Origin of the sequence: Heliorestis convoluta (assembly GCF_009649955.1) — a bacterium.
GTDB classification, from domain to species: Bacteria; Bacillota; Desulfitobacteriia; order Heliobacteriales; family Heliobacteriaceae; genus Heliorestis; species Heliorestis convoluta.
Genome location: NZ_CP045875.1, coordinates 1,854,392 through 1,872,983 on the forward strand (window position 1 = coordinate 1,854,392; position 18,592 = coordinate 1,872,983).

The following is an 18,592-nucleotide window of genomic DNA, read 5'->3' on the forward strand; positions in this document are numbered from 1 at the left end:
GAAATCCATCTTTCGGTAAAAAGTATTTTTACCAAAAGATGGATTTTTCTCGTCCAAAAATAGAAACCTCAAAAACGTATAGAACAATCAAACCACTAATAGGCTATAAAGGAAAATGACACCATAGCCCAATAAGGAGCCCTTACGAACAAACGAACGATAAAACAAGGTAGGATGGTGTTTGCAAATGCAAAATATGGCCAATACAGTGCCATCTACAGAAGCAAAGGATAAACTGCTGCAAGTATTCCGCTTTGCTCACGCACTCAACCAACTACGAAACCCAGTGCAAAAAAACATTGACGACTATTCTTGGACTTTTTGGCTTCATCAATTACCAGAACATGATAGTGTCCGAAGAGGCACAGTCAATCAAAATGAAGAAACAGATGAATTTATTTTTAAGATAAAAAGGGCTGAAAAAACCCTACCACCGAAAGTACCCAAAGAATTAGAGCCTTGGATTTCACGCACTTATATGGATCCTTTTCAAGAGCTTCAGTTGAACAAAAGCATTACGATTAAAAACGAACTAGATGAAACCATCACCGTATCATTCGAAGAAGAACGAGAAAGAATTATGAAATTTAAAGCTTGGAAAACAAAATACGATGAATGGCAATTAAAAGAAAAACCAGCCCGCCGATCGATAGAGATTTTTGAAAGACTATATAATCTATACGCTAGATTAGAACGAGAAAATGAACAGTTAGAATTGATTCTAGGCGACGGAATACTCTACTGGTTAAAGACAGAGGGCAACACAATCAAGCATCCCATGCTGCTTCAACGTGTTCAAGTCCACTTTGACCCTCCCATACCTGAGTTTACACTTACCTATACAGATCATCCGAAAGAACTATATACTGCTGCCTTGCGAATCTTAGATGAAGTAAGCCCGAAAGTAATCAATCAACTACAGGAAGAAATAAATAACAACAACTACCATCCCCTTGAGGAAAAAGAAACAACAGAATTCTTAAAAAGTATGGTCAACCAACTGGCTTCCAATGGAGAATTTACAGGTCAAGAAGTACCCAGTGGAAAAAGAGATAGACCGCAAATAGGCAGAGACCCTGTAATATTTCTTCGCAAGAGAAACATGGGCATGACTGCAACCATAGAACAGATCATTGAAGATTTGACAGAAAGAGAAGATAATCTTCCAAGCTTTCTAAAAAACATTGTTGGCTTAGAGGAAAGGATAACAACAGCCAATGAAGCAACAGCAAGAATTACTTTGGATCCCAATGGAGAAGACGAACAAATCCTTTTATGTAAAGAAGCGAATGCCGAACAACTTCAAATTGCCAGGCAACTGGAGAGTTCAGGCGCTGTGATGGTACAAGGACCACCGGGAACAGGGAAAACCCATACGATAGCAAATCTATTAGGGCATCTATTAGCACAAGGTAAGAATGTACTCGTTACCAGCCATACATCGAAAGCCTTAAAAGTATTGAGGGAGAAAGTTGTAGAACCACTGCAACCCCTCTGCGTCAGTGTCCTTGCTGATGACAATCGTCAACAATTGGGCAGCGCCATTGATGCAATAACAGAAAAACTATCGAACTCCATTCCAGAACAGCTCGATGAAGAAGCGGAAAAGCTTTTAGCAGAACGGAAAAAAGTTCTTGCAAAACTACGAGATAAGAGAGAGCAACTAAAGTCTGCTTGCTACGATGAATATCGCTCCATCGTAGTCGCCGGAGAAACCTATGAACCATCGAAAGCAGCACGCATACTGCACGAAGGCATAGGGAAGCATGATTGGATTCCATCACCTGTTACACTTGGAGCGCCTCTACCTCTAGCAGAAAAGGAACTGAAGGAACTATATCAGTTAAATCATTCGATCTCTACAGATGATAAAAAAGATCTGATACTTCCTCTACCAAATCCAAGTACCCTTTTAACAGAGCTAGAATTTCAAGAACTAGTTCAGAAGCGGAAAGAGCTCTTGGAGCAGAATCTAAAGCATCGTAAAGACTTATGGGATCATAGCAAGGAAAGAAAATACGAAGAACTGCAAGAACTCATGAATCAGTTACAACAAGTCCTTTCCTTCATCAATCAAAGAGAATCGTGGAAACTCAACATTATTGAAGCCGGAAAAAAAGGGCCTCTCTATTGTCAACCCTGGATTAACCTGCTCGATCAGATCAAAAATACTTACGAAGAAGCAGCAAAAGCGCAAGAAAAAATCTTCGAATACGGTCCCTTGATCCCTCCAAAGCTGCTTCATGAAGAGACGGAAGTAGTTTTACAAGGCTTACTTGAAGCAATCAAGCAAAAGGGAAAAATAACTAGGTTTGATTTATTATTCAAAGGTGAGTGGAAAAAAATCCTTGCAACAGTAAAAGTTAACGGCAAAGAACCATCCCAACCTCAACATTTTGAAGCTCTGCTTGCTTATCTAAAAGTCATGACAGCAAGGAAAAAACTTATCGATCGCTGGGAAAGACAAGCCGTAACAATTGGTGCGCCCACTGTACAGGAGCAGCAAGAACCTGAACAAATCTTATATCAATTTTACCAACCTATTCAGAATTGCCTAGATTGGTATCAAGACAAATGGCTCAAGATGGAGCATACCCTTCAAAGACAAGGTTTCAATTGGGATGTACTCATCAATGAAAGCGATCTGAGCTTTTCCGAATATCAGGACCTATTAAAGATTCAAAATGCTGTAGAAAAGAAACTCCCAGCCATTATGCAAGCAGAGCAACATAGAATTCAACTTAAAGAAATAACAAATCAAATCAATGAACAGAGTAAGAAACTTGAAAAAGAAGGGTACTCACACCAGGGGATTGGAAAAGAGCTTTACAGCGCTCTAATAAACTCAAACACTGCCGAATACCAAAAAGCCTATCAACGGCTGATCGAATTAAAAACTATACTCAAAGATTACAATAGAAAAAATGTTCTCTTACAACAACTTAACAACAGTGCTCCAGCTTGGGCTTCTGCATTGATGACGAAAAAAGAGCCCCATAATCAAGCAAGCACTCCTGGTCCTGCAAAAGAAGCATGGATCTGGCGACAGCTTCGAGATGAGTTAGATAGAAGGCACAATATATCGGTAGAAGAATTACAACAAGAAATAGAAGGCTTGCGAAAGACATTGATAGAGATGACAGCATCATTGGTAGAGAAAAAAGCCTGGTCAGCGCAAGTACGCAGAACAACCTTAAAACAAAGGCAGGCTTTACAAGGCTGGAAACAAATTATGAGAAGAGTTGGCAAAGGTACAGGCATTCGAGCGCCTCAGCTACTAGCAGAAGCCAGACAACTCATGCCTATTTGCCAAACAGCAGTGCCAGTTTGGATCATGCCTCTTAATAGAATGACTGAAGCCTTCAGTCCAAAAGAAAATCGTTTTGATGTGGTAATCATTGATGAAGCAAGCCAGTCCGATATCATGGCTCTCGTAGCTTTATACCTAGGAAAACAGATCGTCATCGTAGGAGATGATCAACAAGTCAGCCCTATGGCTGTAGGGGAAAGACAAGGAGAAGTACAGAAGCTCATAGACACTTACTTAGCAGCACACAACATTCCTAACGCCAAGCTTTATGACGGGATGTTTTCCATATATGATCTAGCCAAGACAACGTACCAACCTGTTTGTCTTAGAGAACATTTCCGCTGTGTTGCACCGATTATTCAATATAGCAATGACCTATCTTATGAAGGAAAAATTAAAGCCCTTCGAGATGATAGTACGACAAGAATCAAACCACCTACAGTAGCCTATCGAGTAGAAAAGGCTGAAATCAACAGGAGAGTCAACGTAGAAGAAGCTAAAGCAGTTGCATCCCTATTGATTGCTTGCACAGAACAGCAAGAGTATGCAAAAGCCTCTTTTGGCGTCATCTCTCTTTCAGGAGATCAACAAGCAGGATACATTGATTCCTTGCTTCAAAAACACCTTTCTACTCAAGATTATATAGAACGAAAAATCCAATGTGGCAATCCTGCACATTTTCAAGGTGATGAAAGAGACGTTATCTTCCTATCCCTTGTCGATGGTCCTGACGAAAAAGGAGGTCCCTTACGAAGAAAGACAGAGGGAAACCAAGATCTATTCAAGAAACGATACAACGTGGCGGCGAGTAGAGCTCGTGACCAATTGTGGGTCGTCCATTCACTCGATCCATCTAATGATCTTAAAGAAGGCGATCTACGACTAGGACTCATTCGCCATGCCGAAGATCCTTTTTCTAAGATCAATGAATTAAAGCAAAAGAGCAAAAAAGCAGAATCGGAATTTGAGAGAGAAGTACTAAAGCGATTAATCCATAAAGGCTATAAAGTCACACCGCAATGGCACGTAGGCGCTTACCGCATTGATATGGTAGTAGAAGGGAATGGCAACAGATTGGCCATAGAATGTGATGGTGACAAATATCACACCCTAGACAATCTAGAAGATGACATGAACAGACAGGCAATACTAGAACGATTGGGTTGGCGCTTTGCTCGCATTCGAGGAAGTCAATTCTACAGCGACCCCGATCATAGGATGGAAAGACTCTATAAAAAACTAAGCAACCTAGAAATATATCCATCCTTCGAGAAAGGACAACTAGAAATAGACTTTACTCATGATGCAGCAAAGGAAAAAGTAATCATTCGAGCCGCAGAGATTCGACGGGAATGGGAGAGCCAGGAAGAAAAGCAGGGATGGGTTTCGTAAGGGTGCGAGAGGGACGCTTGTGTGTCACGGCGGTGGACCAAGGAAGTTTTGTGCGCTACTATAACAGGAAAATTCTATAGAATTGAATAGAAATGCAGAAAAGCCGTCTCATGCTAGAAAAACTAGACAGGAGACGGCTTCTTCTATCTTCTTCTTTGCCGAAAAATGATCAAGCTCATAAGCGCCAAGAAAGCAGCAAAGGCAAAAGCGATGGCAGAGATAAGTGAATTGTCTTTTTGGTTTACACCTATCGCTATCAGGGCCCAGATAATTACAAGCATAAAGGCTATATCGCCGTAACGATTCCCAAAGTAAAGAGCGAGGAACAAAGCTATCACAAGCGTCATGATCGCTAGAAATAGCTCGCCCATTCCCCAATGACCTGACGTGAAGACAGAAAACAGAACATTCATATTGATAAGAGTAGCCGCGGCAACCCAAGCTAGATAAATACGAAAAGGCAAGTGAACTAACAGGCGCTCTATTCCGAGGAACTGTTGCACTTCCTGTGCATAGGCATTCATTCTTCTGTATATCAAGAATAAAGTAGTCAAAAGAGCAACGATGATCAAGGTAGCTGATATTACATAGAGATAATGCCACAACAATATCCAAAGCGCATTAAAAAGGCAACTAAGGAAAAACCAAGGACCAATGCATTCAAGTATTTTATCGTTTCGCCACCGTGGTATTAACTGAAGGATTACAAAACCAGCCAGTAATAGATAGATAAGCCCCCAGATAGAAAAAGCATAAGAAGCCGGTGTTACTAAAACAGGATAGAGTGCAGAAACTTCACCCGTTGTCCTTCCCCCAATGGGCAATGCGTTAGCCAAATAATTAACCGATACCATAATAATGAAGCCCATAAGATTCAATAGAGCCCACAGAGAAGCTGGCCATTTACTCAATTTGGACACCCCTCTAGGAGTTTATGTAAAGACAAAAGAAGTATGAGGGCTTTTTAAGAAGCTAAATTACGGTCACTAGGGGGGGAGTGACTGTAATTATGGTACCGGAGTGGATTGGTGCTGGCTTACATCTTGCTATGCTAAGGCCTATCATCGTAGAAGGAATTTTTCTCCCGAGCCTGGTGCTTTTAATGTTAGTGAAGTCGTTAAGAGAAGAATTGCTGAATAGTCATAGGCATGGTTACAATGTTGAAAAAAGAGTCAAGCAATTGAAGAGTACGTTCATTTTTACAATAACGAACGACTTTAGAAATGACTAAATGGCTTCAGCCCCATTGAATTAGGAGCAAAGCCGCTGGTTTTTGATCGTTTTATATTCGTTGGATAACGATTATATTTCTTTGTTATTTCAGGATATAACCTCTATTATAGCTTAAAAATAAGTTAGCACAATTATCGCGGGGACGCACCCCTCGCTGGCAAAGGTTGGCTTTAAATACTTTTCCAATCCGCGCTCATGAAGCCTCCGTAGGTTAGCAAGCAAAGCGTGCCGGAGGCTTTTATTCTTGCCCAGACCCAATCACTGAGGCCACAAAAAAGTCAGTTCCTTTGAAAAAACCAATCGGGCTGTGAGTCTACTTTCGGGATTTATTTTGGGGCTTTGTTTTCACTATCGCTACATTTTTCGACAATTTACAAACTACGCAAGATGTTATAATAAAAAATAACAATAACAATAACAACATAATCCACAATACATCGGGAGGGATTGCCGATGAATGAGGTTATCAGTTCCAACGATCAACTCATAGCAAAAATGAATGAAGTACTACAAGCCAGAAAAGGCAGTAAAATAAACATCATTAACGACAAACTAACCCTATCGGTTTTCGGAGAACTTTCAAAAAACCTAAAAAACGTCGATAAGATCAACTTTATCATTCGCAATACCAACTATGTACCCCAGGGTCACGAACTACCCCGAGAGTTTGAGATACGTCAAAGCGATACAGACCTTTTCTTCAACTCCTATGACATCATCCAAAAAAACAAACTACAACACTTTTCCAAAGCAAAATCGATGTACAACTTCATCCAAAAACATGTCAATGTACACAAAACCAAAGAAGCAGACAAAATCGCAGGCAACATTATCATGATAGACGATGAAATCGCCATCCACGGTACTTCATCTTTGGAAATATCAAGAAAAACAAAACGCGGAGAGCTAGCTCCCATCCATTTCAACTCCACCATCACAGAAAAAGCACAGCTAGACAAACTACAAAAGATGTTCCAGACCGTATGGAACAATAAAGAATACACCGAAGACTATAAAAAACAACTGCTCCAGAGCTTGAAGTATGTCTATAAAGATTACTCCCCCGAATTCCTCTACTACTTTACCCTCAAAGAGCTCTTCGGCAATCAACTAGACAACGGTCTTGATCGCTTTGAAAAAGATAAAACAGGCTTCAGGAAGTCAATCATCTGGAATAGCCTCTATGAATTTCAGAAAGATGCTGTCGTATCAGCCATTCAAAAGATCAACAAATACAACGGTTGCATCATCGCCGACAGCGTGGGACTGGGAAAAACCTTCGAAGCCCTCGCTGTTATCAAATATTTCGAACTCCGAGAAGACAACGTTCTTGTCCTATGTCCGGCCAAACTCTACGACAACTGGGATTCTTTCAAAAACCCTTACATAGATAATGCCTTCGTCAAAGACAACTTCAACTACAAAATCCTTTGCCACACCGATTTAACAAGAACAAAAGGCTATTCCAGAAGTGGCATCGACTTATCCAGGATAAAATGGAGTCACTTCGACCTCGTCGTCATAGATGAATCTCATAATTTTCGCAACCGCAACGAAAACATAGAACACATTAGTCGCTACATGAAGCTCATGAACGATGTTATAAAAAAAGGCCACGGAACAAAAGTACTTATGCTATCAGCAACACCCGTCAACAACTCACTCATTGATCTAAAAAACCAGATCAGCATCATTACAGCCGATAAAGATCATGCCCTAGAAGAAGCAGGGATCAGTAGCATATCCAATCTGCTACGCAAATCACAAAAAGAAATCAACGACTGGCTCAAAGGAGAAGAACGGACGAAAAATGCTCTTCTCGACAAGCTGCCTGCAGAATTCTACAAACTACTTGAAATGCTCACCATCTCTCGCAGCCGCAAACATATTACAGGCTATTACGGCAACCAAAACATCGGAAAATTTCCCGACAAATTGCCTCCCAAAACCTATCACCCCGAAATCGATAGCCAAAAAAGATTGCTAAAATTCGATGAAACCAACGAAGTACTAGAATCTCTCAAGCTAGCCGTCTACTCTCCCATGTCCTACATCCGATCAGAATACAAAGAGTACTACCGCAGAAAATACCAGACTGTTCACGGCGACAGAGTCCTGTTCTACCATGAAAACCGTGAACAGATCACCGCACGATTACACAGATTCAACCTCTTTAAGCGCCTAGAAAGCTCTGTCTTCGCATTTGCAGAAACCATCCGAAGACTCATAGCTAGAATCGACGATTACATAGAAGCCCTATCTCGTAGCAAATCAGGAGAAGTACAACTAGAAGGCGAAGAATATACCGAAGAAGAGGTAGTCCTGAACTATAAATATGAGATAAAAGTTGAACATCTGATCGCAGCCGATTTCCTAGAAGATCTATACTACGACAAGAAAATACTTGAAGATCTCTACAGTGACGTATTAAAAATACTGAATGACAAAAGAGACGCCAAGCTGAAAAAGCTAGAAGAACTCATCATCGATAAAATTATAGAGACACCTTATAACCCAGGGAACAGAAAAATGCTCATCTTCTCAGCCTTTGCAGACACAGCCAACTATCTCTATAACAGCATTGCTCAAGAACTTTCCCAGCATGGGATCAATGTAGCTTGCATTACCGGATCAAGCGAACCAAGAACAACAATGAAAAAAGTTCGCTCCGAGTTCAACACCATCTTGCGCCACTTTTCTCCTAAGTCTAAGCTTGGACAAGACTTGCCCAGGCAAGAACAAATTGACGTCGTCATTGCCACTGACTGTATATCAGAAGGACAAAACCTACAAGATTGCGACACCGTAATCAACTATGACATTCAATGGAATCCTGTCGTCCTTATCCAGCGCTTCGGTCGCATCGATCGCATTGGCAGTCAAAACAAACAAATCGCCATGATCAACTTTTTCCCCAACATGGCCTTAAATGATTACTTACAACTTGAGCAAAGAGTCAAAGGAAAAATGATGGCAGTGAACTTAACAGCCACAGGCGATGAAGACTTCCTATCACCAGAAATGAACGATTTCATCTTCAGGAAAAAACAACTAGAAAAATTGCAAGAAGAAGTCATTGAAATCGATGAGCTCAATGACAACATCTCACTAACCGACTTGAATATGAACGATTATCTCTATGAACTATCGGGATATATCAAAAATCATCCTGAAATTAATAAAATACCCCGAGGTGTCTACTCAGTTGCCCAAGGCGATAAAAAAGGATGCCTCTTTTGCTTCAAATATCAAAAAGAAAAGGCCAAACCCACCAAAGAAAGCTCTCTCTACCCTTACTACATCATGTATATCGGTAAAGATGGCCAAGTCTACTACGGCAATGGTAACGCTCGTGAAGCTCTGAAAGAGTTTAGAAAAATAGCCTACGGCAAAGACAAGCCTGAGCCTGTTTTGTTCAAAGCCTTTAACAAACGTACCAAGAACGCTGAAGATATGTCTTTTTACTCACGATTGCTCAACAAAGCCATAGAAGCCATCCAAGGCGACGAAGACAAAATCGCCGAAACAACCATCTTCGATTTTGGAGGATATAACAACGACTTTGCCAACGCAAGCAGTGATGACTTTGAGTTAATATCTTTTCTCGTCGTGGAATAGAGGTGAAGCAAAGTGCTAGACATTCCCTCTCGCTATAAAATCGATAAAACTTTTTCCATAAAAACATTTATTACCGCTGACTTAACACCCAAAGAGAAAAAACGTTTCAAAGAAGAAGTTATAGAAATAAAACTATCCCATCAAATAGCAGGAGAAGAGATCCCTTCTTTTGTCAACGACGAATACGACTGCCAGGTCATTCTTTTCTTCACAGTCCAGTTAAAGAAATTAAAATATGCCAACTTTGTGGGACCCATTATCCAAGGTCTCGTCAAGTCTTTATGTGTTATTGAATTTTATGACCATAGTAGCCAACAAGTCTACTGCTTTTCCCACAAAAGGCTCAACATACAAGATAAAAGCCAAATCGTCGTAGAAGAAACAGTCTATTCATCGCTTACTTCCATGCAATTTACCGATGAAATCAATGGCCTCTTGAAAGAGTACATTGCCTATGACAACATCTATAACAGAGGCAACAAGCTGGACTTTTATCTGGAAATGATGATCAAAGCTTATATCATCTCCAACCTATCTTTATGGTCTGGAACAAGAGCGCTGCTTGCTTCAAATGTATGGTATAACAGAGATACCATGTTAAAGCTCTACCATGGGCTAAAAGAAGTAGAGCAACGAAAAAAAGAGCTGAAATCAGCCAGAACCATCGCGGAACAGTCTACAATCAATGCAAAACTAAAAAAGAGCTATGCTCAATTTAAGGAAATGATGGAGAAAACATAGGACATAGGAGGCTAATAAAATGGAGTTTCCCAAAGTGCCAAAAGAGATCTTCAATCCCATCAATGAAAATATAAAAAAGCTAGCCGAGCTATTTCCTTCCGTTGTAAAAGACGGACAAATAGATCTTGAAGCATTGAAAGCCGAATTGGGACACTTTGAAAGTACCAGTGAAAAGCTATCAGAACGCTACGAACTTGGCTGGGCTGGCAAAGAAGCATCCAAGAAACTGGCCAATCAAGATGTTGTAGGACGGACCTTGAAATACATTCCCGAAGATAGCAAAAACCCCGAAACTACAGAGAACTTGTATATTGAAGGGGACAATCTGGAAGTTTTGAAGTTGCTTCGGAATTGTTACTATAACAAGATTAAGATGATCTATATTGATCCGCCCTATAATACGGGGAATGACTTTGTGTACAAAGATAATTTTTCGATTGCTCAAAAAGAAAATGGTGTTTTAGAAGGGGAGTTAGATAAAAACGGAGAGCGGTTGATAGTAAATCAGAAAAGCAGTGGTAGGTATCATTCTAATTGGTTGTCTATGATGTATCCGAGGTTGAAAATTTCTAAGGACTTATTAACTGAAGATGGAGTTGTATTTATCAGTATTGATGATAATGAAATTGAGAACTTAAGGAAACTATGCAACGAGATTTTTGGCAGGGAAAATTATATAGAATCAATAATATGGTATAAGAATTCAACAAAAAATGATTCGAAAGATTTTGCTACAATTCATGAATACATAATATGTTATGCTAAGAACAAAGCACACAGAAGAGATAGAGGATTAACTTTTAGAGAAAAAAAACTTGGTTTTGAACAAGTTATGAATCTTGCTCAAAAATGGGAATTGGAAAATACTGACATAGAAGATGCACAAAAAGAGGTTAGGTTATTGTATAGAAATAACCGAGACTTTAAAGGCTTATCGCAATATAAATATGTCGAGATTGTTGAAGGAAAATATAAAATATACAGAAAAGATAATGCAGCTTGGCCTCAAGGAGAAGGACCAAAATATGATGTTATTCATCCAATAACTAAAAAGCCATGTCAAACTCCCAAGAGAGGCTGGAGATGGAAAAAAGAAACAATGGATGATCTTTTAAAGCATAGATTAATATGTTTTGGTGAAGATGAATCCATAGTACCTCAGTTCAAAAGATATTTAGATACAATGGAAAGCAATATTGTTAAATCGGTATATGTTAACAATAATAATGGTGATGTAGATTTACGAGAAACCTTTAAAAAAACTGTTTTTGAACATCCTAAGCCGATTTCATTAATTAAGGATCTTTGCTTGTGGGCAACAAGAAAAGATTCAATGATACTCGACTTCTTTTCAGGATCTGCAACCACAGCTCATTCCGTTATGCAATTAAATGCTGAAGATGACGGTTGTCGTAAATTCATCATGGTTCAACTCCCAGAACCATGCGATGAAAAAAGCGAAGCCTACAAAGCAGGTTATAAAAACATCTGCGAAATCGGAAAAGAACGCATCCGCAGAGCCGGAGAAAAAATTCTAGAAGAAAACAAAGATAAAGCAGGCATTGAAAATCTTGACATAGGATTTAAAGTCTTTAGAACAGCAGATACCAACATCCGCTGGTTCAGCGAAGCCATAAAGAACAACGAACTCTTTGACTATGATAATCGAAGGTCTGACAAAGACAATTTAGACTTTAACCCAAGCTATAAGGACATCGACGTAGTCTATGAAATCTTACTTCGCCACAGAGATATTCCCCTTTCTTCAAGTGTAGACAAGCTTTCTTCTATTGGCGAACGAACTTATATCTTTGCAGACACAGTATTGGTCTGCCTAGAAGAAAACATAACGGAAACGATGATTGACAAGATTGCAGCCATAGAACCAATGCCTTCCAAGATCATCTTCCGTGATAGTGCTTTTGAAGCCGATATTTCTTTGAAAAGCAACAGCATGCTACGCTTAGAAGCGCAAATGAAAAAAAACAGCGGCACCAAGAAAAAGGCTTACCGCGTCGAGTTTATATAAGGGGGGCGAACAGTGGCCAACCGCATTTCTTTTCAATTCGAAGATGGACTGAAATTCCAGCAAGATGCTATAAAATCAGTCATCAATCTTTTTAAAGGCGTTAGCCGCCAAGATGAAGGGACCATCTACTACAATCTGAACAGAATCAAAAAAATCACAGAAGGCGACCCTGTTCGTAACCCTCAACTTGTAAAACCCACAAGGCTTTTACATAATCTTCGAGAAGTGCAACTCAATAATAGGCTCTTCATGGCTCAAGAGCTTCAAGGCAATAACTTCACCATTGAAATGGAAACAGGCACAGGGAAGACCTATGTATATCTCAGAACAATACTTGAACTATATAGAACCTACGGATTTACCAAGTTTATGATTGTTGTCCCGACCATCGCCATTCGAAAAGGCGTCGAAAAAAGCATAGACATGTTGCGAGACCACTTTAAAAGCCTTTATCATGGCCTCGATATTAAGAACCATGCTTTTGTCTATGATTCCAAGAGCCTCAATAAGATTAGCAGTAGTTTTGTTGAAACGAGAGATTTAAGTATCGTCATAATGAACATCCAAGCATTTAATAAAGATTCCAATAAAATTCGTCAATCTGATGAAGGCGGGCAAATTCTATGGGAAGACATCAAATACATCAATCCTATTGTCATTATCGACGAACCGCAAAAAATAGAGGGAACAACGAAGAAAAAGAGTGCTTCCTTAGAAGCCATTGAAATGATTAACCCTTTGTTCATATTACGATACTCGGCGACCCATAAAAAGCTTTTCAACCAGATCTACAAGCTTGACTCTTACGACGCCTATCAACATAATCTGGTAAAAAAAATCGAAGTCAAGACCATTCACGGCACCATTCCTAAAGATTATCCCTATGTACGTTACGTAGAATTTACTAAAGACTTGTATGCCAAAATCGAATTATTTTGCGTGGAGCAAGGTGGCATGATCCGCAAAAAACAACTGAAAGTACGAGGTGGAGATTCTTTATACGAATGCTCTGGTAACTTAGAGCAATATAGAAACATGATTGTCATGGAAGATCCACACAAATTGAAAAAGCTCATCATCGGCAAATGGGATGACCGCTTGGAACTTGCTGTTGGCGAAAGCAACTTCAATATCGGTGATGAAGAAGCAGTTAGAATCCAGATCAGACTGGCTCTCAAAAGCCACTTGGAAAAACAGTATAGAAACTTAAGAGCAGGGAAAAAGATAAAAGTTTTAACTCTCTTTTTCATTGATGCCGTTAACAAATTCAGAGACAACCAAAGTGCCGACGGCCGTGGTGAATACCTGCGTATTTTTGACGAAGAATACAACAAAATGATTGTCGACACCCAATGGAACAAAATATTCAAAGAGTACCCAGAGCTATTCAAGGAATACAAGAATGTGCACAAAGTCCGTGAAGGATATTTTGCAGTAGATAAAAATAAAAAAGCCGTTGAAGTTGAAAACTGGGAAAACACAATGGATGAGGGAAAACTAAAAGCCAAATCGCAAGAAGATGTCGATCGAGGTATCGAACTGATTCTAGAGAAAAAGGACGAGCTCATTTCCTTTGAAGAACCGCTGGCTTTTATATTCTCTCACTCTGCTTTGCGAGAAGGATGGGACAACCCCAATGTTTTCACCCTATGTACCTTAAAAAAAGGTGGCTCCGACATTGCCAAAAAGCAAGAAATCGGTCGAGGTCTAAGGCTTTCCGTTGATATCGATGGCAACCGTTGCACCGATGAGAAGATAAACGAATTAACAGTCATCGCCAATGATCATTACGACCATTTTGCAGAAGCACTTCAACAGGACTTCAACGAAAGTTCCGGCTTTAACAAAGACGAAGTTACCTACGATGTGATCTATAAGACCTTACAAGATGCAGGCATACCAGAAGATAAAATCATGGAACTAGCAGAACCTTTTAAAAGTGAGCTTAAGCAACAAAACATCATTAACAAAGATGGCGTGCTGACCAGAGACGCCAAGAAAATAGAAAACATTACCTTTATTCATAAAACGCTTAAGGAACACAGCATCTTAATTAAGAAAAAGTTCATTGAAACAATGCAAGCAAAGGGCACTAAGAAAATTGTCATCATAAATGGTGATGAAGTACCTGTCGACAATGGCAAACACAGCTTCATTTCGGAAGATTTTTTTGAGCACCTACTCAAAGAATTGGGCAAGCGGATGTCACAACGAACCATGTACCAGGTCCAAATCGACAGCGATGCTTTTATAGAAGAATCGGTGACAGAATTAAACGATCTATTGCGTTACAAACGAGTCAAGTATGAGTACAACATAGAGACAGGTAAAGTAGAATATGACGAACAGAAGAAATTTCGCCTCTCCGACCCTTCCGTGCAAAACGTTTTCTACGAGCTTGAGGGAATGGATACGCAAAAAAGCCAATTCGAGATCATCAACTATATCATGTACCACACCATGCTCCCTCGCCTAGCCATTTACAGGATCATATCCAAATTTGAGAAAACGGAAATTCTAAAGAACCAGGATATCCTTGACTTCGTAACGCAAAAGATCAAAGAAAAGCTTACCGATTTCATGGCCAAAGGCGTCGTTACATACGAAGCCATTGATGGCTATGTATTTGATGAATCCACCATATTCGAAACTGATCAAATCGATTTATCCATGCTCAATGATGCCACATCCCTCGTCTTCAAAACCAACGCCGACAGCCGTAGAGCAGTTTAGCAAGTACTATAAATTCGACAGCAAAGGAGAACTTGACTTCGCCAAACGGCTTGACGTCGATGAAAAAGTGCTCCTATATACCAAGATAAGAAAAGGCGGCTTTGTCATCGATACACCCTATGGCGAATACTCGCCTGACTGGGCTGTGATCCGAAAAGGGGAGAATAACAAAGCAAGACTTTTCTTCATCGTAGAAACCAAAATAGACAAAATTGAACGCGATTTAAGCGAAGTCGAAAAGACCAAGATAAAGTGTGGAAAGCTTCACTTTAAAGCCGTTGCCCAAGATGTTCAGTTTAAGCAGGCTAAAAATTATGATGACTTTTTGCAGAAGATTGGGGTTTCGTAGGGTTAGAGTTGTAAAAATAAGTATGTGGTTATAGAAAAGCAGTCCAGGTTGTTTTGAGCAACCTGGACTGCTTTTTTAAAGAGGCGAATGGGGATTACTTTGGTTGGCTGGAGTTAGCATAGTTTTACAAAAAAGCTCAGGAGTGCTTTAGTGTTGATGTAATCATAGAAAAAGCAGCTTGGAAAATTGCAATTCAGGCCAAACGCTACCAAAGCTACGTAGGCCTCGATGCGGCACAGGAAGTTATTGGAGCACGAGGTTTTTACAAAGCTCATGAGGCATGGGGTGTATCAAATGCAGATTTTAAGCAATTAACGAAGCAACTTGCAATGAGCAAGCATGTAAAGATGGAAGAATCACCAATTATATTAGCTAACAAGAGAAAGATAAATGCCAAGAGCTTATAAAGATGAAGATTTTTGGACGAAGTCTATTGACGGATTTTTGAATGTTACAAGATCCTTGTTCAATGGGATCTTTTTTCTTTATAAAAATGGCTAATATATACAATGCATAAAAAGAGAATACAGGTGATATGAAAATAGGTCTTAAAAAGAATTATCGCAAGATGTTTGGTTAAAGAGATGAAAAAAAGCTACAGTTGGACTAAACCAAATATACCCAAATTAATTGGAAGAAAAAAAGTCGACCTTTCTACTTTTGAATACGCGATTCATATTCCTAGAGACTTTATTGTGGATTTTGTTCAAGCTAATGATGGATTTCACTTGGAGCGCGGAAATAGAATTGAAATAGTTTTAATGCATGATGGGATTCTTTATAAAGCTTTTTTGCACAATGTAAATCAACAGAAAAACGAGGGTGATGTATTACAGATACGTTATGACAATAGCGAAGAATTAAAGCAAGTACTCAGGGAAAGATTAAATAGAAGTTACTCATATATTCAAGAACAAAAAGCGATAAAGGAAGATTCAGCGAGAATAAAGATACCAAACGAAATTGCCGAATATGTAGATTTCTATGACACAGGTAAACCTTTTGAATATCGAATAGAGCTTATTACGGCAGGTAACAAAGAAGCTCTAACCACCACAGGATTTCATCAAGAAAAATGATGATGATGAAATAAGTACATGGATTTTTCAGGCTAACCCCAAAAAGTATGACCTTTCTGGGGCTTTACATGCTCTTGAAAAGCTAACCTGGGGTACTTTTCGCTATAAAACGAAGATTCGCAAAGGACATAAGGTGTATTTATGGGAGGCTGGTGAAAAATCAGGAATTGTTACTACTGCAACGGTCTTAATAGAGCCAGAAATGGTTCAAGCAACTCCAGAAGAAGAGCCTTACTTTATTGCAAGAGAAATAGAACGGGTAGGAGTTTGGCTCAAAATAGAAGCTATACTTCCAAAGAGAATTTTACGTAAAGACATACTTGACCATCCTGTATTAAAGGAAATGCTAATCATTCGACAAGCCAATGGCACCAATTTTCCAGTTACAGCAGATCAAGAAGAAGCCATAGAAGCGTTAATCCAATCAAAAGAACAGATAAAGGCAGTTTACGATGATGAGACTATGGAGGATGATCATACTTTTTTTTCACCGAATCCCGAATACTCATTAGCTGAATGTGCTGAAGAGACTGGGGTTAGCGAAGAAGAACTATCTAAGTGGATACGAGTGATTCAATCTAAAGGACAAGCTATTTTTTATGGACCACCTGGAACAGGGAAAACGTACTTAGCACAGCGTCTAGCTAAACACCTTATTGGAGACGGTAACGGCTTTCAAAAACTAATTCAGTTTCATCCTGCCTATGCTTATGAAGATTTTATACAGGAAATACGGCCTGCAGTTAATCGGCATGGTCAATTGGAGTATAAGCTTACTCCAGGACGATTTATGGAGTTTTGCCAAGAGGCAGAAAAAAGAAATGGCATATGTGTTCTTATCGTAGATGAAATTAATCGAGCTAATCTGACTCGGGTTTTCGGTGAATTAATGTATTTATTAGAGTACAGAGATCGAAATATTCCGTTGTCCTGTAGTGGTCATTTCACAATCCCACAAAACGTACGCATTATAGGAACCATGAACACGGCTGATCGTTCCATTGCATTAGTTTTCTTGACAATATTGGTCCAGGTCATCATGTAGGAACACATACAATGTTACCTTTTTTGATCAATATGGCTCGTCTATACGAACAGTTCGTAGCTCAGTGGTTGGTAGAGAATTTACCAGAGCAATATCGATTAAAAAAGCAGGAGCGTGTTCAAATTGACCACGACGGTGAATTAATAGCTTCTATTGATCTAGTGATTTATGATTGGCGAACCAATCAAGTTCTACATATTTTAGATACGAAGTATAAAGTCGTTGAACGCCCAAGTCCACAGGATGTTTATCAAATTGTAGCCTATGCAGTGGCCAAAGAATGTCATGAAGCGATACTTGTATATCCTTTTCAGGTAACAAATCAAAGAATAAGAAGAATTGGCCAAATTCGTTTGAGGATGCTTTCTTTTCCGCTAGGTGGTGACTTAGGGGAAGCGGGACAGGCTTTTCTTAGAGACTTGTTGGAGTAATCAAGTTAATTTAATGATTGGCAGTACACTTTAGCGAAAGCTCATTAATTAAAGTTTCAAAAATTAGGGAAAGAAACACCAAAGGAACTCTGAAAAACAACTCATAAGATGAAAGAAAATTGAGCAGACGCCTTAATCCATGATGGGGTGAGAAGCTCAATTTTTTTAATGGGAACAAATAAGAGAGGACTGAAGCCTATCTTTATACCAATAATAGCTTAACCAGTGCGACATTGCGACGGTATAAAATTAAAAAATTAAACATTGACAAGTCGTTGCAATGGTGCTACTATAACTGTGAGAAATGAAAAACATGGAGGTATTTAAGGTGGTTGAAGAAACAACGAAAAGGGTAACGCTTTACGTTACAGAAGAATTTAGAGAGGCATATGCAAGGGCAGAAGATGTTGCAAACCAAAAGAAAACATCTATTTCGTCAGAGATTCTTAACGCACTAAAAGAATATTTTGATCAAAGGAGAGATTTAAAATTTCATTATTATTAAAGCAAGCTGATGAAAGTGGCCAAATACGACATAAAAGAATTGGATTTGAAGGAAATAAGATTATTGAAGCCGATTATGATGGTTGGGATGATGAGACTAAACAAAAATATTACCCAGCTTATGATCC

The 18,592-nt window shown here is 39.3% G+C and carries 9 protein-coding genes and 3 pseudogenes; 11 read left to right on the top strand and 1 reads right to left on the bottom strand.

Annotation, left to right across the window (positions count from 1 at the left end; all coding sequences use genetic code 11):
* Positions 1-187 precede the first annotated feature (187 nt).
* A complete protein-coding gene (locus tag FTV88_RS08855) occupies positions 188-4,702 on the top strand; it encodes a PDDEXK-like endonuclease domain-containing protein (RefSeq protein WP_153725301.1) in 4,515 nt (1,504 codons plus the stop codon).
* 143 nt (positions 4,703-4,845) lie between these two features.
* Here FTV88_RS08855 and FTV88_RS08860 read toward each other — a convergent pair whose 3' ends face one another.
* Positions 4,846-5,613, bottom strand: a complete 768-nt coding sequence (locus FTV88_RS08860; protein ID WP_153725302.1) for a TspO-related membrane protein — start codon at positions 5,611-5,613, stop codon at positions 4,846-4,848.
* A 259-nt stretch (positions 5,614-5,872) separates the two neighbouring features.
* Between FTV88_RS08860 and FTV88_RS16270 the strand changes: the two are divergent.
* From FTV88_RS16270 to FTV88_RS08910, 10 genes and pseudogenes are all read left to right on the top strand, one after another.
* A pseudogene (locus FTV88_RS16270) lies at positions 5,873-5,923 on the top strand (IS3 family transposase); the annotation flags it as partial.
* A 465-nt stretch (positions 5,924-6,388) separates the two neighbouring features.
* The gene (locus tag FTV88_RS08870; protein ID WP_153725303.1) at positions 6,389-9,553 is read left to right on the top strand and encodes a helicase-related protein; all 3,165 of its coding nucleotides are present in this window, start codon (positions 6,389-6,391) and stop codon (positions 9,551-9,553) included.
* A 12-nt stretch (positions 9,554-9,565) separates the two neighbouring features.
* Positions 9,566-10,294, top strand: coding sequence for a DUF4391 domain-containing protein (locus FTV88_RS08875; RefSeq protein ID WP_153725304.1), 729 nt, complete (start codon positions 9,566-9,568; stop codon positions 10,292-10,294).
* Between the two features lie 19 nt (positions 10,295-10,313).
* Complete coding sequence (locus tag FTV88_RS08880; RefSeq protein ID WP_153725305.1) at positions 10,314-12,323, top strand: site-specific DNA-methyltransferase; 2,010 nt, start codon at positions 10,314-10,316, stop codon at positions 12,321-12,323.
* A 12-nt stretch (positions 12,324-12,335) separates the two neighbouring features.
* A pseudogene (locus FTV88_RS08885) lies at positions 12,336-15,405 on the top strand (restriction endonuclease).
* 158 nt (positions 15,406-15,563) lie between these two features.
* Positions 15,564-15,812 (top strand): annotated as a pseudogene (locus FTV88_RS16145) (restriction endonuclease); the annotation flags it as partial.
* Between the two features lie 177 nt (positions 15,813-15,989).
* Entirely contained in the window at positions 15,990-16,484 is a 495-nt protein-coding gene (locus tag FTV88_RS08895) for a hypothetical protein (RefSeq protein WP_162007970.1), read from the top strand.
* Positions 16,485-16,506: 22 nt separating this feature from the next.
* Positions 16,507-17,529: an McrB family protein gene (locus tag FTV88_RS08900; RefSeq protein WP_243137498.1), complete on the top strand. Its 1,023-nt coding sequence runs from the start codon at positions 16,507-16,509 to the stop codon at positions 17,527-17,529.
* Between the two features lie 11 nt (positions 17,530-17,540).
* A complete protein-coding gene (locus tag FTV88_RS08905; RefSeq protein WP_243137071.1) occupies positions 17,541-17,960 on the top strand; it encodes a 5-methylcytosine restriction system specificity protein McrC in 420 nt (139 codons plus the stop codon).
* A gap of 328 nt (positions 17,961-18,288) precedes the next feature.
* On the top strand, positions 18,289-18,465 hold the full coding sequence (locus FTV88_RS08910; RefSeq protein ID WP_153725309.1) for a hypothetical protein: 177 nt from the start codon (positions 18,289-18,291) through the stop codon (positions 18,463-18,465).
* Positions 18,466-18,592 lie beyond the last annotated feature (127 nt).